Source organism: Paraflavitalea pollutisoli, from assembly GCF_029360705.1.
Classification (GTDB): domain Bacteria; phylum Bacteroidota; class Bacteroidia; order Chitinophagales; family Chitinophagaceae; genus Paraflavitalea; species Paraflavitalea pollutisoli.
In genome coordinates, this window is sequence record NZ_JARKMX010000008.1 from 4,180,357 (window position 1) to 4,200,800 (window position 20,444).

Consider the following 20,444-nt stretch of genomic DNA (forward strand, 5'->3'; position numbering starts at 1 on the left):
ACATTGAAAGGCAAGGCAATGCCAATCCCATGCAGCATCGGCTACGGATCGTTGAAAGTCTTAGTCAGGAAGGAGAATGTATCACGTCAGGGAGAGAAGAGGTAACTAGGTTACCATACTGCAGGTCTTTCTCATGTTGGTTCGTTTTGGATGGTCAATAATGTGATTTCGTATAAAGGATATATAACTCAAGACAGAACAATACTGTCATAAGCTGCATAGCCGCACGGATAGCAGAGGGGTATTACAGGTGTGTTTGTATAACTATAACCAGGATACTAAGATAGGGAAAATAACCATCCAGCCTACTGCATCAGTTTTCGGTATCGTACCTGTCGACGGTTTCGATACCGGGCAGCCTTTTAAGCCTTTCCACCAGGTCATCCAACTCTTCTTTGTCATGAATGTAAACCCTTACATTACCATAGAAAAGGCCATCCTTTGCCTCGATGGTCATGGCGTTGATGTTGATCTTCATTTCGCCCGAGATCAGGTTGGTGATCTTGTGAATGACACCCACATCATCGATACCGACGATCTTGAGGCCGGTGAGGAAGGATATCTCTTTGTTCCTGGCCCATTTGGTCTTCACCACGCGGTGACCGTAGTTGGAAAGGAGCTTGGTCGCATTGGGGCAGTTGGTGCGGTGAATAGTAAGACCTTTACCAGTTGTCACGAAGCCAAACACGTCGTCGCCGGGGATGGGTTTACAACAGTTGGCCAGCGTGTACATGATCTTATCACTGCTCTCCCCGAAGATGATGAGCTCCGCATCTTTTTTGGGGATACCGGCATCTACCTTGGGTTCTGTGACCGGCTTTACGGGCTTGGGAGGCTCCAGCTTATCACCCAATACCTGGAAGTCTTTCAACTCCTTCAGGTCGATCGCCTTGATGGAGATCTGATAATATAGATCGAGGGGAGATTGCAGTTTATAGAAAACGGTCAGAATATCGACATTGTGCTGATTGAAGGCCGCGCCCATGCCTTCCATTTTGCGCTGGAGGGTGTACTTACCCTCATCGGCCACCTTGCGCTTTTCTTCCTTCAGCGCGTCTTTGATCTTGCTTTTGGCCTTGGCTGTCACCACGAGGTTGAGCCAATCTTCCGAAGGTTTTTGCTTGGCGGAAGTAATGATCTCTACCTGGTCACCGCTACGCAATTTATGGCTGATGGGTACCAGCTTGTGGTTGACCTTGGCACCAATACATTGCGAGCCTACGGCACTATGGATAGAGAAGGCGAAATCGAGTGCGGTGGAGTTTACCGGCAACATCTTGACATCACCCTTGGGCGTATAGACATAGATCTCTTCTGCCAGGAAACTTGTTTTGAAGTCTTGCAGAAAATCGATGGAATCGTTATCGGGATTGTTGAGTACTTCGCGGATCTGCTGGAACCATTTGTCGAAGCGGCTTTCATCATTGGTTCCTTCCTTGTATTTCCAGTGGGCAGCCAGGCCTTTCTCGGCGATCTCGTTCATCCGTTTGGTACGTACCTGCACCTCCACCCATTTACCCTGGGGACCCATCACGGTGGTATGCAGCGCCTCGTAACCGTTCGATTTCGGGTTACTGAGCCAGTCGCGTAAACGTTCTGGCGAAGGCGTGTATTCGTCAGTAATAATGGAGTATACTTTCCAACAGGCTTCTTTCTCCTTATCGGGGGTAGTATTGAGGATTACCCGGATGGCAAACAGGTCGTATACTTCTTCGAAGGATACGCCTTTCTTTTTCATCTTGTTCCAGATCGAGTGGATGCTCTTGGGGCGGCCGTAGATCTCAAACTCGTAGTTGATCTTCTCGAGTTTTTCACGCACCGGGCGGATGAATTCGTTAATGTACCTGGAGCGCTCCCTTTTGGTTTCGGCCAGCTTACGCGCAATCTCACGGTAAGCTTCCGGCTCGAGGTATTTCATCGACAGGTCTTCCATCTCCGTTTTAACGTTGTATAAACCCATACGGTGAGCGAGTGGGCCATACACATAAACAGTTTCGGAAGCTATTTTCAATTGCTTTTCCCGCTTCATGCTGTCGAGCGTGCGCATATTGTGCAGGCGATCGCTCAGCTTAATGAGGATGACGCGTGGATCATCGGTGAGGGTCAGCAATATCTTTTTGAAGTTTTCTGCCTGCTGCGAGAGGTTGACATCTATGACGTTCGAAATTTTGGTAAGACCGTCTACGATCCGGGCGATCTCCGATCCGAATTCGCGCTCGATGTCTTCCAGGGTGATATCGGTATCTTCTACCGTATCGTGCAGCAAAGCACAGATAGAAGAACGAACACCCAAACCAATCTCCTCTACACCGATGCGCGCAACAGCCAGCGGGTGCAGGATATAGGGTTCACCGCTTTTGCGCCGCATGGTCTTGTGCGCATCCGCTGCCATTTCGAAAGCATGACGCAATAGTTCTTTATCGCCTGGCTTGAGTTTGGGTTTCAGGGAACGCAACAAGGCCCGGTATTCACGAAGTATCAGTTTTTTCTCTTGCTCCTCGTTCAGATTGTATTTCGGTATCGCGGCTACAGTATCCATATATCTATTCCAACGAATTTACACTAAAAGAAAGTGTTTTTCTGCTTTTGGTTAAAACTCCTACTTTTGCACTCCTTTTTACCGTAATTTGGCAATCAGGTAGTTCTTAAATGCGCTTGGGGATGTGGCGAAACTGGCAGACGCACTAGACTTAGGATCTAGCGGGGCGACCCATGCAGGTTCGATTCCTGTCATCCCCACCCTTTAATTTACGTAGAAGGCCTGTAAATATCAATTTACAGGCTTTTTTATTTGTGGTATTGCATGGACAATCATAGTCCAAAAGGAGTGCCGGACTCAATTAATTACCGACGGCTGCCGTAACTGCAGCGCATTCCGGCAGCCGCTGCCATTCGCAATAACTTTTACAAGGTTCAAATCTTCTACAGCTAGTTCGCTCAATGGATATGCTGGTACACGGCAAACACTTTCCAAAAGGTCCTGGGCTGTTCGAAATCGAAAGTCAGCTTTTTGAAGTCGTTTAACACGAGCTCGATGGGGCCGCCGTCCATTTCGTAGCGACCGAGCATAATTTCCCGCTCGGCGGTATACAACCCCGTTTTGTGGTGACACAAATGAATGTTCTGCTGGGTCACCTCTTCAAAGACGAGTACATCGTGCATTTGGTACGCAGGTAGGGAGGCGTGGTGGGCTATGTTCTGATTGAAAGTAAGGGCGATCAGGTTATGGTTGTTGGTTTCGGGTAATACCAGTTTGGGGAAAGCCGCCCAATCATTAAAGGCCAACTCCTGGTAACAGCATTTCATGTAGATATTGTCATTGATAAAAGGCACCTCCCGGAGCTGCAACCGGATGATGTGGTTCTCTTCCTCGAGCAGTTTATCGCCGTTAAACTTCAATATCTCATTGATCGTCAGGTTCTGGGTGATAAAATGCTCTACCGGAATGCCAAAATAATTTGCAATTCGGACCACCGTTTCGATCCTTGGCTCGGCCCGATTTTCCTCATAGGAGGAAATATTACCCCTGGTGAGCTCAAACAGGTCGGCGAAAGCCTGCTGGCTCAGCCCTTTGGTAGTACGTATCTTCTTGATATTGACACCCAGTTTTGTCATACAGAACTATAAATGTAATTATTTTTATCCCAATTGCAAATATTTTTTGCAAACCTAATTTCTCTTTTGTAGATTTGGAAAGGAAAGTATGAAACCATTGCCGATGAACTACATGGATACCATTGAAGAATTCGCAAAACGGTTACAGTGCCGGATACTTTACCGGAATGACCAGCACGGGATCCTCAAAATCGACAACCAGGCCGATGGCATCAACAACCTGATCATTGGCATAGCCCCTCCGATCCTGATCATGGAACAGTTTCTGTTCTCCTTCCAGCACGACAATCCCGGCATGTTCAAAAAACTGCTGCAAAAGAACAGGGATACCATCCATGGAGCTTTTGTGATCAATGAAGAAGGCAATAAGGTCTTATTCAGGTATACGATGCAACTGGGAAATATCGACTACAACGAGTTTGAAGGCGCCATCAACTCGCTTGGTCTGCTGCTCAGTGAATTTTCCGAGCAGATCATCGAGTTTTCGAAGTCGTAGGCAGTCGATTACACAAATACACTAACATTAAAATATTCAGTCATGAACATTTTCAAACGACTATTCAGAATCGGACAGGCAGAAATACATGCCGCTGTCGAGAAAATGGAAGACCCTATCAAGATGACAGAACAGGGGCTGCGGGAGCTGCGCGAAGACCTGGTGGAGGCTACCGAAGCCTATGCCAAAGTAAAAGCGCTGGCCATCCGGACTGAAAATGAGCAGCAACAATGCCAGAAGGAATCGTTGGTGTACGCAGAAAAGGCCATCCTGATCATGCAAAAAGCCCAGGTAGGCCAGGTAGAGATCGGCAAGGCAGAAGACCTGGCCCGCGAAGCGCTTTCCTTGCGCCGGAAATTTTATGCCGAATCGGAGGAACTAGGCATACAGGTTAGTACCTTGCAGCAGTCGTCTAAAGAAATGTTGAGGAATACTGAAATATTAAAGGAAAACCTCGACAAATGGGAGAAAGAATTAAGAACCCTGAAGGCCAGGGTGAAAGTGAGCAAGGCTACCGAACAGGTCAATAAACAACTGGCCCAGCTCGACAACAACGGCACCGTTGCCATGCTGGAGCGTATGAAGGCCAAAGTAGAGGACCAGGAAGCCCTTTCCAAAGCCTATGGAGAGATTGCCCGCGGAAAACACAGTTTAAAAGACGAACTGAACGCTATTTTGAAAGATGATACGTTATCTATAGAAAAAGATCTCAAAGCCATCAAAGAAAAATTGGGCATAAACGACAATCCCTAACAGCCTATGACGTCATTCGTCCACCTGCTTTTCAATCCCCTCAGCAACGCCATCATGACCGTGCTGTCTGGCATCACGGCAATCTATTGGCTCTTTACTTTTATCGCCGGCGGCCTGTTTCACGACGGGCACCACATCGACCATCACCTGGATATTCATGGAGCGGACATCGACACAGATACCGATGCCGATCTGCACGACTCGATCGGCGATAAATCCTTCCTGCACAAAACGCTTGATTATGTCAACATCGGCAAAGTGCCGTTCATGATCATCCTGTCGACCTTCAAGTTCATTGCCTGGATCGTTACGCTGATCTCCTCCATTGTCCTGGACCTGGCAGCCTGGGGCTGGAAATCGGTGCTAATCCTGGCACCGGTATCCCTGATCGCCTATTTCCTCACCCGCTACGCGACCAAGCCGCTGGTAAAAATCTATTACGCCATGGGATACAATGGAGAAGAAGCACATGAATTGCTGGGACGCACGGCCCGCATGAAGTCGACCATCGCCGGCGACAAGATCGGAGCCGCCGAGCTGCAGATCCAGAGCGACGTAATCCGCATCAACGTTAAAAGCAAAACTGGCGAAGCCATTCAATACAATGCAGAAGTTATGATCGCCGATGAATCGGCCGACCGCAAATACTACTACGTGGTACCGGAAATCAACCTGAACAATATCGTATAAGCCGACTATATAACCTGACAACACAACTCATTACTTAAACCTCTACAACAAAAACAACTTTATGGGAGCAATCGGAGGCATCACCTTACTGGTCATCGGAGGAATTGTTTTTCTGATATTCATTTTACTGTTTGCATTCGCTACTTTTTACAAGAAGATACCTCAGGGTAAAGCCATTGTACGTACCGGTGTGGGCGGCGGCAAGGTAGCCTTCAACAAGGGTATGTACGTGATCCCCATCCTGCACAAAATGGAGATCATGGATATCTCAGTAAAGAAACTACAGATCGACCGGGAAGAGAACGACGGCCTGATCTGTAAAGACAATATACGGGCCGATATCAAAGTGGCCTTCTTCGTTCGGGTAAACAAAAACGTCGACGACGTACTGAACGTAGCCCAGATCATCGGCACAGAAAGAGCCAGTGACGTAGACACTTTGCGTAACCTTTTTGAAGCGAAATTCTCCGAAGCCCTGAAAACAGTGGGTAAGAAATTCGACTTCATCGAACTGTACGAAGCCCGCAGGGAATTCAGAACCGAGATCCTCGACATCATCGGTACCGACCTCAACGGCTATATCCTCGATGACTGCGCCATCGACTACCTGGAGCAAACCGAGATCAAGTTCCTGAGCCCGCAGAACATCCTCGACTCGCAGGGTATCAAAAAGATCACCGAACTCACCGCCCAACAAAACATCAAGGCCAACCTGATCAAACGCGACGAAGAGAAAGTGATCAAAAAACAAGACGTGGAAGCCCGCGAAGCCATCCTCGAATTGGAGCGCCAGATGGCAGAAAAGGAAGAAAAGCAGAAAAGAGAGATCGACAATATACGTGCCCGCGAAAACGCCGAGATCGTTAAAGTACGGGAAGAAGAGCGCCTGAAGGCCCAGACCGTTCGGATCAAGACCGATGAAAGTCTGGCCGTACAGGAAGAAAACAAGCTGCGCCAGATCATCATCGCCGAGAAGAACAAACAACGTACCGACGCTGTAGAAACAGAAAGAGTGGAAAAAGACCGTGCCCTGGAAGCTACCGAACGCGAGAAGATCGTGACCCTCGCCCAGATCGAAAAAGAAAAGACTGTAGAAATAGAGCGCAAGAATATCCAGGACGTGATCAAAGAACGTGTACGACTGGAAAAAGGCGTGGTAGAAGAACAACAGGGAGTTAAGGACATCGAAGCTTTCCGCGCTGTTGAACGCGAAAAAACTGTAGGTATCACGCAAGCCAGCCGCCAGGCCGAAGAAAAACTGATTTTCACCGTAAAGCAGGCAGAAGCCGATAAGAAAGCAGCGGAAGAGAAAGCCCGTCAGATGATCATCGATGCCGAAGCGAAGAAAGAAGCCGCGGTAAAACAAGCGGAAGCCCGTAAGATACTGGCCGAAGCGCAAGCCCGCGAAGAAGCAACGCTCGGTTTGTCAGAAGCAGAAGTGATGATGGCGAAAGCAGAAGCAGTCGAAAGACAAGGAACCGTAGATGCAAACGTAATCGAGAAGATCGCGGAGGCGAAACGCAAGGAAGGACTTACCCAGGCGGAGGTAACCAAGGAAAAAGCCCTGGCAGAGGCCGCCGGTATTCAGGAAAAAGCAGAAGCCATGAAGAAACTGGATGCCGTGGGTAAAGATCACGAAGAATTCAAACTGCTCTTGCAGAAAGAAAAAGACATTGCGCTTGCACAAATACATATCCAGAAGGATATTGCCGATGCACAAGCCGATGTTCTCGGCGAGGCCCTCAAATCAGCCCGCATCGATATCGTCGGTGGCGAAACCATGTTCTTCCAGAACATCATCAACCAGATATCCAACGCCAAGGGCTTTGATCGCCTGATCAATGAAAGTGAAAATGCTACCCAAATAAAGAACGCACTGATCGGCGATGGCTCCACCAGTGGTGATCTACTGCAACGCATTAAAGGATTTGCCGAGAAGTACAATATCTCGACCAACGATATTAAGAACCTTACCATCTCCAGCCTGATCCTAAAGATGCAGCAACAGAGCGATGAAGGCGACCGCCCTTCCCTGCTCAACCTGGCCAACCTGGCGAGCAGTCTGGGTATTTCCAACAAGAAACTGAATTAATCCGGCCCTCGTGGCCTGGCACAGCATTGATACGGACAGCGGTATTATATTGAACGAACCACTTTTTTGATCGCATGGCAGGTACTGACAACAATACGCAACCCATACTGGATTCCGGCACCTATGAGATCATCCGCAGCCGGCTGGAAGAACAGCGGTTGGATCTCACGCAAAGATTGGCAAAGCTGAATACAACCCGCAAGGAAATATTCAATTCCTCAGGCTTCCAGCTGGTTGCCAACCAGCGCATTACCACCGACAACAATGGGGTGGCGCGTGGCATCATGGCATTCGGTGAACTGACCATTTTTGCCTACAATGTCCATTTCGGACTGCGGGAAGATATCAAGTTAAGTGATGTATTCAGTATCTATAAGTTCACGGGTGATCATTTCGAACAACAGCCACTGGGGCTCATAGAAGATAACAACTTCATTACAGATTTTACCAATCTCTATAAGTATTACCGCGATTCGATCTTTGCCAAGTTCACCAAAACGGAGAACTACCTGTACATGATCTTCCAGACCAGTAAAAGCCCCGACGACCGGAAGGCTTTTAAATGGTTGATCAAAAACGATAAGCTGCAATACATCGACGATCGCAGCATTCATGAAGTGCGCAAGGCACCACAGCACGATTTTCAGTGGATCAAGTCGGACCTCAGCAATCGCCGGCTGGGCCTGCACCCGCATATCTCCATCCTCGACAAAGTTTTTATCGAAGCCATTCATGGCGACATCACCTTCAAGATCGAGAACAATACCGATACCGGAAAAGGGATCTACGCCGAGCCGGTGCTCAACAAAGACCAGCAGCTGGATGACGCTGAGTATTACTATGCCGACCTGGGCAACCTCATCGCCATCAAGATCAAGCCCTACCAGGAAAGCTTCAGGACATATATCTTCAATGTTCGCACCAAACAGGTAGTGCCCATCCCCAGCCTGCTCGATGCCGGCATCCTGTTGCCCGACAACCAGGGCGTGATCTTCCCCAACGGCTATTACCTGCAGAACGGCGAATACAAGATCTTCGAATCGGACATTACCGACCTGGAATTCATCCGCAGTATGGCTTCACCAAATGGGGAAGACTTCCTGTATGTTTTCTACCAGAAAGCGACCAACACCTACGTGCTCATGTCGTACAACATGATCATTCAACAGGTGGAGACACCTATCGTTTGTAATGGTTTTACCGTTTTCGACGATGGCACCCTGGTCTATTTCCGGTCAGAAAACGAGGCCGTCAGGCATCACCAGGTGCAGATCTGGAAAACACCTTACACCCTGGTGTTGCAGGAAAATACGGCCATGAGCAACAATGTGCTGTATAAGATCGGCAACAAGTCCATTGTGAGCGCCATGAGCGAAAGCCAGGAGGTGATCCAGTTACTACTCAAAGAAGACAGTTACGAAGACCTTTACGAAGACATACACAAACGCGCCATCGACATCCTGGACTCTTATTTCTGGATCAGGGACGAAGCCACCTTCAATATAGCGGCGCCGCTGGCCCAGATCCGGGATATTGCCAATACCGCCATCGACGAGTTTGCCAAAGTACAGGCGCAGCGTCAACATGCCCGTGATGTACTGGCTGCGATGCAACAGCGCGTTGAACAATTGGTGATCGATATCAAGAATGCCTCGATCACCTCGCTCGATCAATTGGTGACCTTATTGGGTAAGACCCGCAGCACCCAGGGTGCGGTAATCGACCTGCTGAATGTAAAATACATCGACACTCAGGCGGTCAACGGTTTCAAGGAAACACTGCAACATTACAATGGCAGCCTGTCGCAGGACACCATCAAGTTCCTGCTGCGGGAAGAAGCATTCGTGCCTTACGAAAACCGTGTAGTCGAACAGAAAAAAGCGGTTGGCACGGTGGCCAAGGTTATAGATGCCCAGCCGATCGAAGCAGCGGTGAAAGCCATCGCCGGCGAACTGGAAATGCTGATCGATATCCTCAACAGCTTAAAGATCGAGGACACCACACAGACCACCCGGATCGTAGAGAAAATATCGGTCATTTTCTCTTCGCTCAACGAAGTGAAGGCCGACCTCGTGCGCACGATTACTGCCCTGCGCAGCAAAGAGTCCACCGGCGAGTTTCATGCCCAGCTCACCCTGCTCGACCAGAGCATCGTGAACTTCCTCGACCTGTCGACCTCTCCTGAAAAATGTGAAGACTATTTCACCAAGATCAGCATCCAGGTAGAAGAACTGGAAAGCAAGTTCGCCGACTTTGAAGAGTTTGTACTCAAAATTGCCGATAAGCGCGACGAGATCATCAAGGCCTTCAACGGCAAGAAAGAACTGCTGATCGCCCAGATCAATAAACGCACGACCGGATTGGAACAGATCGGTATGCGGGTGCTGAAGAACATTGAAAACAAGGCCCAATCTTTCGATAGCAAGGAAGCGATCTACGCCTTCTTTACGACCGACCTGATGATCGACAAGGTGCGGAGCCTGTCGGAAGAGTTGAGATCGCTGGGCGATGTGGCCAAGGCCGAAAACCTGGAAAACCTCGTCAAGGTCACCCAGGAAAACGCTTTGCGGAGCCTGAAAGACAAAACCGACCTGTTTGTCGATGGGCAGAATATCATATCACTGGGCACCTACAAGTTTATCGTCAACAAGCAAGTACTTGATCTGACCATCGTTCGCCGCAACGACCGGTTGTTCTACCACATGACCGGTACCAGCTTTTACCGGGAGATCAGCGCAGAAGCGCTGTATCAACACCGGTTTATCTGGGAACAGGATATTGTATCAGAAAATAATACCGTTTACCGATCAGAATACCTCGCCTATCAAACCCTGCAGCAGAGCAGGCAACAAGGCGCAGGCTGGAATGCAGAAGCCTATATCAATGAACAGACGGAAAGGGACTATGCCGCCGCCTATCTCAAAGGCGTACACAACAGCGACGCCCTTGTTATCTACAACGGTCTGAAAAAACTACAGGAAGAACTGGGTTTTCTTCAATACGCGCCTACCGTACGGGTGGCTGCACAGCTCTTCTGGTTTCAATTGGACAAAGCAGTTCGCAACAAATTGCAACAATTCATCACAGCAGCCTGGGCCATCCAGGATAGCTTTCCCGAAAGCAGGCAGACGGCTTTTGTTGAAAAAGAGATTGCAACCCGGTTTGCAGAGGCGACCATTGCTTACGGGTCTGTAGCCCCCGAAGATGTAGCCCGGTATCTCTACCTGGAGTTTTCCGTGGCACGCCAGTTCACTGGCAGCCAGCAGGCCTTTCAACTCAAAAAAGGATTCAAAGAATTCCTGCAAACCAAGAAGCGCACCGAACTCTTTTTACAGGAAGCTGGCAATATAGAGTTCAATACCACCGAGCGCTTTTTTATCATACAAAGCTGGCTGACGGCCTATTTAGAAACACAGCAGTTTGGTCAGGCTTATGAACCTTACATTGACGAGGCAGTTTGTATGCTGTTGTTCAAGGACCATCCGTATAAGGAACGTTCAGCATCGGATACCCTGCTACTGGAAGGGCTGAAGGGTACGCATGCCGTTATAGCGGAATCGAAGTACCAGCTCAATTTTCACCAGTTTGTCACCAAACTGCAGCAATACTTCCGGGAAGTGGTGCCGGCATTCACCGCCTTCAACCAACTGAAAGAACAGCTGGTAAAAACTTATAAGCTACAGTTGAAGATTAGTGAGTTTGAACCGAAGGTATTGAGCTCTTTTGTGCGCAACCGCCTCATCAATGAAGTGTATTTCCCGCTGATCGGCGCCAACCTGGCCAAACAGATCGGCGCAGCGGGCAATGACAAACGTACCGCCCGTATGGGCATGCTGTTGCTGGTGTCTCCACCCGGGTATGGAAAGACTACCCTGATGGAATACCTGGCCAAAACCATGGGGCTGCACTTTGTGAAGATCAATGGGCCTACCATCGGGCACCAGATCACTTCCATCGACCCGCTGGAAGCTTCCACCTCCGGCGCACGCGAAGAGTTGAAAAAGATCAACCTCTCTTTTGAAATGGCCGACAACGTCATGTTGTACGTCGACGATATTCAACACTGTAGTCCCGAATTCCTGCAGAAGTTCATTTCCCTGGCCGACGGACAGCGTAAGATGGATGGTATTTTTGAAGGCGACAGCAAGACCTATGACCTGCGTGGGAAAAGGTTTTGTGTGGTCATGGCCGGCAACCCGTATACGGAAAGCGGAGAACAGTTCAAGATACCCGACATGCTGGCCAACCGGGCTGATGTGTACAACCTGGGCGACGTGATTGGCGGATCGGACCAATTGTTCAAGCTGAGCCTGGTAGAGAATTCCGTGGCTGAAAACACCTATCTGCAGCGCATCACCAACCGCAGCTTTGAAGACCTCTATAAACTGATACAGTACATCGAAAGCCAGAGTGAAATGCTGCCTGAGCTGGAGGGCAATTACAACCGCCAGGAAACCGATGACGCCATCGCTGTACTGCGCAATGTATTGCGTATCCGGGAAGTGGTACTCCGCGTCAATCAGCAGTATATCGCCAGCGCAGCTATGAAAGATGCCTACCGCACCGAACCTCCATTCAAACTGCAGGGATCTTACCGCAACATGAACAAGATGGTGGGCAAGGTAGTGCCGCTCATGAACGTGGAAGAGATCGACACCCTGATACGTTCGCACTACGAAGGGGAGTCGCAAACCCTGACCTCCAATGCAGAGGCCAACCTGCTCAAATTAAAAGAGATTGCCGGGTTCATCACCGCTGAAGAAACGACACGCTGGACCGCCATTGTTGAGATATTCCGCAAGAACAATAAGTTCAGTGGTATGGAGGGCAATGACACTTCCGGACAAATGCTGATTCAATTGAGCTCTTTCAATGAACACCTGGAGGCCATTGCCCGGGCGATCCGGAAAGGGGATCAGTAGGCGGGAACTGGGTCCAGCTGATGAATAAGGTATATCGTTTTGAAACGGGTGGTATGCAGTTGCCAGCCGTGCTGGCGAGTTCAATAAGTATAGCACGCGCTGCTTTCGTGTGTGTCAGGTAGCAGTACGGCTCCACTTGCCGTCTTTTGTCGCCGGCTTCCGGACTATTGATATCGACAAAAGGCAGATTGGTATAACAGATTTTCTGTAACGCCATGACGAGGTTAGGTTTGCTTCGAGAATGGACTGTCCATTCCCATCAACCTTTCTTACCTTAACACCGCCGTCGGATAACGAGTAATGCCTTTTCAACTCTTCCATAAAAAACGTTTTCCCTTCAGCAAAGTCCTGTGGACGGTGCTTGTTTGTTATTTGTGCATCGTCGGCTTATCGGTTACCGTGGTGTATTTCTTTCCCGACCGGGGGAATCGACACCAGGAGTTGGGCATTTTGTTGACGCCCTATTACCTGATTAAGCTGGTGGTCAACACCTTGTTTTTTGCCGGCTTCTATTTTTACGCACTCAATTTCTTTTATCACCTGCTCAGTGAGAAGAAAGGATTCTTCTACTATTTCGGGGGCATATTGTTGTTTACGGCTATCTTCAATGGTTATTTCCTGGTCAACGACCTGCTGCGGCCAGATACGATCCAGGGTGCCTGGAGTGCCGTGGCCATGATTGCTTTCTTCGTCATGTGTTTACTCCTCTCTGCCCTGCCCGCACTGCTGATCGCCTTCATCGTGTACATCATCGATGAAAAGAAGCACCGTAAATTGCTGGAGGCGCAAAAACTACAGCTGGAGATAGAAAAAGCCCATGCCAACCTCAATTTCCTGAAGGCGCAGATCAATCCGCATTTTCTGCATAACACCCTTAATTTCCTGTATGCCAAATCACTCCCCTATTCGCCGGAGCTGTCGGAGGGCATCCTGACGTTAAGCGAGATCATGCGGTATGCGCTCAGCGATCCTGCGCGTGGTGAAGGGAAAGTAGCCCTGAAGGATGAAGTGGAGCACCTGCGCAATGTGATCAAAATAAACCAACTGCGGTACAACAATCACCTGCAGGTTTATTTCGAAGTGGACGGCGTTGTGAACGGTGTCACCATCATCCCCTTTGTGCTTATCACGATCGTTGAGAATGCTTTCAAACATGGCGACCTGAAGAGTATCGAGCAACCGATCGCCATCAGGCTGTCGATAGACAGCAAGGGCATTCATTTCTATTGCCGCAACAAAAAGAAGAAAGGTCCGCGGGAAATATCGACAGGTATTGGTCTCGACAATATCCGGAAAAGGCTCGACCTTGCTTATGCAGAGGGATATTCGTTGCAGATAAAGGACGAATATGATTTATACACCACCCAACTAAGCATTCAAACACCATGATACGCTGCCTGATCGTCGATGATGAGCAACACGCGCTCGATATACTGATACATTATATCGAACAAACTCCCCAGTTGGAAATGGTGGCCGCCACGACCAACCCCATCGAAGCGCTTCAGCTTGTCGCCACGCAGCCGGTAGACCTCGTTTTGCTCGACATCCAGATGCCCGAATTATCGGGTATGGATTTCATCCGGTCGATCAACGGGAAATGCAAGGTCATTCTAACGACAGCCTACAGCGAATTTGCCCTTGATGGTTATGAACTGGATGTGGTCGATTACCTGCTCAAACCCATCCGCCTGCCCCGGTTCCTTACTGCCATCCAGAAGGCTACTACAGCAATTGCAGCTTCCCGTCAAGCTGGTGGCACAACTACACCGGATGACGATTATATTTTTGTAAAAACGGAAACGAAAGGCAAGTTGCTAAAGATATCGTTGACGGATATCGACTACATCGAAGGCATGAAGAACTACGTGGCTATCTATACCGGCAATAAGAAAACATTGGTCTATACCAGCCTGAAAGAGATGGAGGAACGTTTGCCTGCACGTCGTTTCCTGCGTATCCATAAATCTTTTATCGTAGCTATAGACCGCATCACTGGTATCGAAGGCAATAAGGTAATGTTGAAGGGCATTCATGCAGAGATCATCACTGGCGACAATTACAAAGCCGAGCTAATGAAGATCGTTCGCGACAAAATGATCTGACAAGCCTGCACGTGATGACCTGACAAATAAGCACTGGGCAATTAACTACCCATTCTCATTAGTTCCAGCTATGCCCTGATGTAGCCGGCCGTCGGTCATCATGGCTGAGTTATCTATTTGCCTGCAATCCATACCCCAATGCGTTGGCAACGGGCAGCCTGGTATCCTTTTTTTGTGCCGGTACACCCCGACAACCTTTGGTATCTTTACGTAAACCTTTCTCCATGCAAACGATAATAGTTCCGGTCGATTTCTCTCCGGCTTCCCGCAACGCTGCCGTATTTGCTGCTGAACTGGCCCGACTGTTCAATAGCCGGCTGCTGCTGTTCCATGCTTATATGCTGCCGACACCCGTCAGTGAAGTGCCCTATGTAATGGTGACGGCCGATGAAATGCAGCGGGAGAACGAAGCCATGCTGAAAAAAGAAGCAGACACCCTGTTTGCCACCTACAGCGTACCGGTAGAATCCGTCGTCAGGATCGGGATCGCCTCGGACGAGATCAAGGAATTGAGCAAAGAAGCGGCTGGCGACCTCATCGTGATGGGTATGAAAGGAGCTGGTGGCCTGGATAAGATCATTGGCAGTACCACCACCAATGTGATCCGGAAGGTTAAGACACCGGTACTCATCATTCCACACGACGCGGGTTATAAGCCGATCGGTCATATCACGTATGCGAGTGACTTTAGCTATAAAACCGATATCAGTCTCTTCAGCCCCCTGCTAAAGATCGCCAAAACATTGGGTGCTGTTATCCATGTGCTGCATGTGCAGAAGAATGTGGTGAAAATCGAAGAGGTTTCAGGCCGTACCAATACGGAAAAAGCCTTGCAGGGATACAATTACGAGTTGGTCAATGTCACCAACCAGTCGGTAACACAGGGCATCAATGATTATTTGCAGCAACAGGAAAGTCAGCTGCTCGTGATGGTCGCCCATACCCACACCTTTTTTGAACGTATCTTTTCCAAAAGTCGCACCACTGCCATGGCGTACGAAAGCAAGATCCCGTTGCTCGTTCTGCAGGACAAGGCATAAGCCGGAAAGACGCTAAAACTGAACTTTTAGGGGCATTGGTAGCCCGCGGGGAGCCTGGAGAGCCGTCCCGGCGAATTTGTCATTACTGGCGGCAGGTCTGCCAAATCAATCCTAAAGCCTTCAAAATCTGACAAATAGACAATTTTCGAGGAGAAAGCCGTAATGGGATATGGTTTGCCTTTTGTACCCTATTGAGAATTTCCCGTACTTTTGCACCCCAATTTATAAAAAAAGCAATATGGCAACAGTTACCAGAGAGAATATAGGCCTGCTGAACGACAAGATCACTGTTAAAGTGGCCAAAGAAGACTATCTGCCTTCCTTTGAGAAAGCACTTAAGAATTATAGCAAAACAGCCAATATTCCTGGTTTCAGGAAAGGAATGGTTCCTACCGGCATGATCAAAAAGATGCATGGCCAGTCGGTATTCACCGACGAGGTACTGAGAACCGTTGAAAAACAACTCACCGATTTCATGCAGAATGAGAAGTTGGAGATCTTCGCCCAGCCGCTGCCCCTGCCTGAGAATGACGCCCGTCAACTGAACTTCAACGATCCTGCAGAATACGCTTTCGCGTTTGAAGTAGGTTTGAAACCCGAGTTCGCCGTAGCTGACCTCGCCGCAGAAAAAACTACCCGTTATAAAGTAACTGTTACCGAAGACATGATCAATGAAGAAGTTGATCGCCTGCGTTTACGTCACGGTAAAATGACCGATCCCGAAACAGTTACCGGCGACGACAACGTGCTGAACGTAACTTTCGTTGAAACCGACGAAGAAGGTAATGTGGTTGAAGGTGGTATCAAGAAAGACAACTCCCTGCTGGTAAAATACTTTGCAGAAAGCTTCCGCAATACCCTGCACGGTCGTAAGAAAGACGACGCTATTCAGGTTCAACTGAGCAAGGTATTCGACGAAAAAGAAAGAGAGTGGATCCTGGGCGACCTCGGTCTGGACAAAAATGATAAAGCTGCTGCCGACAAGTTCTTCAGCATGCAGATCACCAAGGTAGGCCATGTTGAAAAAGCTGAGCTGAACGAAGAGTTCTTCGAAGCAGCTTTCCCTGGCAAAGGTGTGAAGACAGAAGAAGAGTTCCGCAATACCGTAAAGGCAGAGATCGAATCATATTGGGATAAGCAAAGCAGCAACCACCTGCAGCACGAGCTGTACCACGTTCTGCTGGATCATACCAAGATCGAATTCCCCGAGAACTTCCTGAAACGTTGGATCCAGCAAGGTGGCGAATCCCCCAAGACTGCTGAGCAAGCAGAGCAGGAGTTCCCCACGTTCGCTAACCAACTGAAATGGACGCTGATCATCGATAAGCTGGTGCGCGATGCCAACATCGAAGTGAAGCCCGAAGACCTGCAGGCTTTCGCCAAAAACCAGTTGTTCCAGTACATGGGCATGCCTGGTGGCGCTGAAGAGCAGCCTTGGGTAGCTGACTACATCAACCGTATGATGCAGGACAGAAAGTTTGTAGAAGATGCTTACCACCGTATTCAGACGGAAAAAGTATTTGGCTGGGCTGAAACACAAGTGAAGGCTACTGATAAGCCCGTAACTGTGGAAGAGTTCACCAAAGAACTGGAAAAGCACCAACACCACCACCACTAGTAGATAAGTGCTGAAAAATACAAGCCATCCGCCTAGCGGGTGGCTTTTTTGTTGGCGGGCGATTCCCCTTAAGAGAGTAATCGCCCGTCTGTGCTGGCCTCTGGCCGCAGCCCAACACCTTAAAATATATACATTTTAATTTAAATGCAAAATCACCTTGCTTAAATCCCTACCCAGCCTTTCTGCCAATAACTCCACATCGGTTAAAGGCATTTGCAGATACTGTCTCGCTTTTATGGCAAAATGTCCGATTTTTTATATAGCACGGTAATTGATTTGTCAAATGACTTAAATTGCTCACTAAATCAATAGGAAAATCTTATGAACCTCAGCCAAGAATTTGATAAATATGCGGTGAAGCATAGGGGTATCTCCAGCAATACGTTGAACGATTACCATAAATACCAGGTCACCAACCTGACGCCCAATATTATTGAAGAGCGCCCCATGAATGTAGCCGTGATGGATGTGTACAGCCGTCTGATGATGGACCGGATCATCTTCCTGGGTTACCCCATCAATGACGAAGTGGCCAACATCGTGACCGCTCAGCTCCTCTTCCTCGAAAGTACGGACCGCACCCGCGATATCCAGATGTACATCAACTCCCCCGGTGGTAGCGTATACTCTGGTTTGGGTATTTACGATACCATGCAATACATCACACCTGATGTATCGACCATCTGTATCGGTATGGCCGCCTCGATGTCTGCCGTACTGCTTTGCGCAGGTACCAAAGGCAAACGTACAGCCCTCCGGCACAGCCGCGTGATGCTGCACCAGCCCAGCGGTGCTATCGGCGGACAAGCCAGCGATATCGAGATCACAGTAAACGAGATCCGCAAGATCAAAAAGAACCTGTACGACGTAATCGCTAACCATACCGGAAAGACCAACAAGCAGGTTGAAAAAGACTGCGAACGTGACTACTGGCTGACCTCTACAGAAGCCAAAGACTATGGTCTGGTAGATGAGGTGTTGCTCATCAACCCCCGCAAAGAGAAAAAAGAAGACTAATCACAAACATCAGCATAACATATGAACCACTATAAGTATTCAGCGAAGCCCTTTCGGATGGATGACGAAGAAGAAGAAAAAGAAGAAGCTCCCAAGTCGGACCTGATGATCTTCAGCAAAAAGCTGGAACAATACTTTTTCGAAACCCGCAGTGTTCATCTGTGGGGAGTTGTTGACGACAAGTCTGCCAGAGACGTAACAGCCAAGTTGCTGCTGCTCGACGCTGACCAACCCGGTAAAGAGATCAAGTTTTTCATCAATAGCCCCGGCGGCATCGTAACCAGCGGTATGGTGATCTATGATACCATGCGTATGCTGAAAAGCCCGGTAAGCACCATCTGTATGGGTCTGGCAGCCTCCATGGGCTCTATCCTCCTCAGTGGTGGTACCAAGGGCAGCCGATACATCTACCCCCACGGAGAAGTGATGATCCACCAGCCTAGCCTCGGTGGTCATATTCAGGGAGTTAGCGCAGATCTAGAGATCCAGGCCAAGCAAACCAAGCGTGTAAAAGAGATCAGTGCGAAGATCCTCGCCGAAAACTGCGGTAAGAAGTTTGAACAGGTCATGAAAGACTTCGACCGCGACTACTGGATGGACGCCAAGGAAGCCATCGAGTACGGGATCGTCGATAAGGTCTACGAAAAGCTCTAACATACTAAGGCTCAACGGATAAAACGTTGAGCCTTTTAAAATTACCCAATATGTCCTGCATCAGGCTATTTAATTGGATTTAGAAGTCCCTTTGAATACCTTTGTAGCCGGAGATTAATAAAACCAATGGCAAAGACAACCTTACATTGTTCTTTTTGTGGGCGCAGCCGCGATGAGGTGAAGATCCTGATCGCCGGCCAGGAAGGACATATCTGCGAGAACTGTGTAGAGCACGCACGCGAGATCATCGAGCAGGAGCTCATGATCCGCAGCGACACGCCTGCCGCTTCGCCGTCTTTCAAGCTCAATGTGAAGAAACCGGTGGAAGTAAAGCGCTTCCTCGATGAATACGTGATCGGACAGGACGAAGCCAAAAAGGTACTGGCGGTTGCCGTTTACAATCACTATAAACGCCTGCAGCACAAAAGTGCCGAAGGAGAAGTGGATATTGAAAAGAGCAATATCATCATGGTAGGCGAAACCGGCACCGGTAAAACCCTGCTGGCAAAGACCATCGCCAAATTGCTCAATGTACCTTTTGCGATCGTCGATGCGACGGTATTTACCGAAGCAGGTTATGTGGGCGAAGATGTAGAAAGCATTCTTACCCGCCTCCTCCAGGTGTGCAACTATGATGTTCCTGCTGCCGAAAGAGGTATCGTCTACATCGATGAGATCGATAAGATCGCCCGTAAAGGCGATAACCCTTCCATCACCCGCGATGTGAGCGGTGAAGGCGTACAGCAAGGGTTGCTGAAACTGCTGGAGGGTACCGACGTACTCGTTCCCCCACAGGGCGGTCGTAAGCACCCCGAGCAAAAGCTCATTAAGATCAACACGCAGAATATTCTCTTCATTTGTGGTGGCGCCTTCGATGGCATCGACCGCGTGATCGCCCGCCGTGTAAACACCAACGCGATCGGCTTCAATGTCAACAAAGAGTTGCAGGAGCACATGAAGAAGAACCTGCTTCAGTATATCAATGCCACCGACCTGAAGGGTTTTGGCCTGATACCGGAGTTGCTGGGCCGTCTGCCGGTCGTTACACACCTCAATCCGTTGGATAAATCCACCCTGCGCTCGATCCTCACGGAGCCCAAGAACGCGCTGATCAAGCAGTACAAACGCCTGTTTGAACTGGAGAATATCCAACTGAATGTGGATGAGGATGTGCTGGACTTCATGGTCGACAAGGCCCTTGAATTCAAATTGGGCGCACGTGGTTTGCGCAGCATCTGCGAGAGCATCCTGATCGACGCGATGTTTGAATTGCCTTCTTCCAAAACGCAGACCTTCCACCTCACCCTGGAATATGCCCAGAAGAAGTTCGACAAGAGCAAGATGAGCATGCTCAAAGTAGCTTAACTATTAAGAACATAGTTTTATATTTACAGAGGCACCCCACGTGCCTCTGTTTTTTTGAGTACACCATCAATGCATTC

The 20,444-nt window shown here is 48.9% G+C and carries 14 protein-coding genes and 1 tRNA gene; 13 read left to right on the forward strand and 2 right to left on the reverse strand.

Translation table 11 applies throughout. From position 1 onward, the window contains the following. Positions 1-313 precede the first annotated feature (313 nt). The gene (locus P2W70_RS30200; RefSeq protein ID WP_276485311.1) at positions 314-2,539 is read right to left on the reverse strand and encodes a RelA/SpoT family protein; all 2,226 of its coding nucleotides are present in this window, start codon (positions 2,537-2,539) and stop codon (positions 314-316) included. 118 nt (positions 2,540-2,657) lie between these two features. Between P2W70_RS30200 and P2W70_RS30205 the strand changes: the two genes are divergently transcribed. Then, positions 2,658-2,739, forward strand: a tRNA-Leu gene (locus P2W70_RS30205). Between the two features lie 198 nt (positions 2,740-2,937). Here P2W70_RS30205 and P2W70_RS30210 read toward each other — a convergent pair. Beyond that, positions 2,938-3,615, reverse strand: coding sequence for a helix-turn-helix domain-containing protein (locus tag P2W70_RS30210; RefSeq protein WP_276485312.1), 678 nt, complete (start codon positions 3,613-3,615; stop codon positions 2,938-2,940). A 103-nt stretch (positions 3,616-3,718) separates the two neighbouring features. Here P2W70_RS30210 and P2W70_RS30215 point away from each other — a divergent pair, with 103 nt between their 5' ends. The 12 genes from P2W70_RS30215 (at position 3,719) to clpX (ending at position 20,367) form a co-directional block, all read left to right on the forward strand. Further along, the gene (locus tag P2W70_RS30215) at positions 3,719-4,111 is read left to right on the forward strand and encodes a YbjN domain-containing protein (protein ID WP_276485313.1); all 393 of its coding nucleotides are present in this window, start codon (positions 3,719-3,721) and stop codon (positions 4,109-4,111) included. 42 nt (positions 4,112-4,153) lie between these two features. Then, positions 4,154-4,864 carry a PspA/IM30 family protein gene (locus tag P2W70_RS30220; protein ID WP_276485314.1) on the forward strand — a complete coding sequence of 237 codons (711 nt, stop codon included), beginning with the start codon at positions 4,154-4,156 and terminating at the stop codon, positions 4,862-4,864. Positions 4,865-4,870: 6 nt separating this feature from the next. Continuing rightward, the gene (locus P2W70_RS30225; protein ID WP_276485315.1) at positions 4,871-5,554 is read left to right on the forward strand and encodes an OB-fold-containig protein; all 684 of its coding nucleotides are present in this window, start codon (positions 4,871-4,873) and stop codon (positions 5,552-5,554) included. A 61-nt stretch (positions 5,555-5,615) separates the two neighbouring features. Further along, positions 5,616-7,646, forward strand: a complete 2,031-nt coding sequence (locus P2W70_RS30230; protein WP_276485316.1) for a flotillin family protein — start codon at positions 5,616-5,618, stop codon at positions 7,644-7,646. Positions 7,647-7,720: 74 nt separating this feature from the next. After that, positions 7,721-12,568 (forward strand): DNA repair ATPase, encoded by a 4,848-nt coding sequence (locus P2W70_RS30235; RefSeq protein ID WP_276485317.1) that lies wholly within the window; start codon positions 7,721-7,723, stop codon positions 12,566-12,568. A 300-nt stretch (positions 12,569-12,868) separates the two neighbouring features. Continuing rightward, positions 12,869-13,957 carry a sensor histidine kinase gene (locus P2W70_RS30240; RefSeq protein ID WP_276485318.1) on the forward strand — a complete coding sequence of 363 codons (1,089 nt, stop codon included), beginning with the start codon at positions 12,869-12,871 and terminating at the stop codon, positions 13,955-13,957. Then, entirely contained in the window at positions 13,954-14,673 is a 720-nt protein-coding gene (locus P2W70_RS30245) for a LytR/AlgR family response regulator transcription factor (protein WP_276485319.1), read from the forward strand. Before P2W70_RS30240 ends, P2W70_RS30245 begins: the two co-directional genes overlap by 4 nt. Before the next feature lie 224 nt (positions 14,674-14,897). Next, positions 14,898-15,713, forward strand: a complete 816-nt coding sequence (locus P2W70_RS30250; protein WP_276485320.1) for a universal stress protein — start codon at positions 14,898-14,900, stop codon at positions 15,711-15,713. A 238-nt stretch (positions 15,714-15,951) separates the two neighbouring features. Continuing rightward, positions 15,952-17,331 (forward strand): trigger factor, encoded by a 1,380-nt coding sequence (gene tig, locus P2W70_RS30255; RefSeq protein ID WP_276485321.1) that lies wholly within the window; start codon positions 15,952-15,954, stop codon positions 17,329-17,331. A gap of 321 nt (positions 17,332-17,652) precedes the next feature. Then, positions 17,653-18,348 carry a ClpP family protease gene (locus P2W70_RS30260; RefSeq protein WP_276485322.1) on the forward strand — a complete coding sequence of 232 codons (696 nt, stop codon included), beginning with the start codon at positions 17,653-17,655 and terminating at the stop codon, positions 18,346-18,348. Positions 18,349-18,369: 21 nt separating this feature from the next. Beyond that, on the forward strand, positions 18,370-19,002 hold the full coding sequence (locus P2W70_RS30265; protein WP_276485323.1) for a ClpP family protease: 633 nt from the start codon (positions 18,370-18,372) through the stop codon (positions 19,000-19,002). A 126-nt stretch (positions 19,003-19,128) separates the two neighbouring features. Then, positions 19,129-20,367 (forward strand): ATP-dependent Clp protease ATP-binding subunit ClpX, encoded by a 1,239-nt coding sequence (clpX, locus tag P2W70_RS30270; RefSeq protein WP_276485324.1) that lies wholly within the window; start codon positions 19,129-19,131, stop codon positions 20,365-20,367. Positions 20,368-20,444 lie beyond the last annotated feature (77 nt).

Coding starts and splice junctions, on each gene's coding strand:
- P2W70_RS30260 (WP_276485322.1), top strand. CDS start 17,653: ATGAACCTCAGCCAAGAATTTGATAAATATGCGGTGAAGCATAGGGGT.
- P2W70_RS30230 (WP_276485316.1), top strand. CDS start 5,616: ATGGGAGCAATCGGAGGCATCACCTTACTGGTCATCGGAGGAATTGTT.
- P2W70_RS30265 (WP_276485323.1), top strand. CDS start 18,370: ATGAACCACTATAAGTATTCAGCGAAGCCCTTTCGGATGGATGACGAA.
- P2W70_RS30250 (WP_276485320.1), top strand. CDS start 14,898: ATGCAAACGATAATAGTTCCGGTCGATTTCTCTCCGGCTTCCCGCAAC.
- tig (WP_276485321.1), top strand. CDS start 15,952: ATGGCAACAGTTACCAGAGAGAATATAGGCCTGCTGAACGACAAGATC.
- clpX (WP_276485324.1), top strand. CDS start 19,129: ATGGCAAAGACAACCTTACATTGTTCTTTTTGTGGGCGCAGCCGCGAT.
- P2W70_RS30220 (WP_276485314.1), top strand. CDS start 4,154: ATGAACATTTTCAAACGACTATTCAGAATCGGACAGGCAGAAATACAT.
- P2W70_RS30240 (WP_276485318.1), top strand. CDS start 12,869: ATGCCTTTTCAACTCTTCCATAAAAAACGTTTTCCCTTCAGCAAAGTC.
- P2W70_RS30235 (WP_276485317.1), top strand. CDS start 7,721: ATGGCAGGTACTGACAACAATACGCAACCCATACTGGATTCCGGCACC.
- P2W70_RS30210 (WP_276485312.1), bottom strand. CDS start 3,615: ATGACAAAACTGGGTGTCAATATCAAGAAGATACGTACTACCAAAGGG.
- P2W70_RS30200 (WP_276485311.1), bottom strand. CDS start 2,539: ATGGATACTGTAGCCGCGATACCGAAATACAATCTGAACGAGGAGCAA.
- P2W70_RS30245 (WP_276485319.1), top strand. CDS start 13,954: ATGATACGCTGCCTGATCGTCGATGATGAGCAACACGCGCTCGATATA.
- P2W70_RS30215 (WP_276485313.1), top strand. CDS start 3,719: ATGAACTACATGGATACCATTGAAGAATTCGCAAAACGGTTACAGTGC.
- P2W70_RS30225 (WP_276485315.1), top strand. CDS start 4,871: ATGACGTCATTCGTCCACCTGCTTTTCAATCCCCTCAGCAACGCCATC.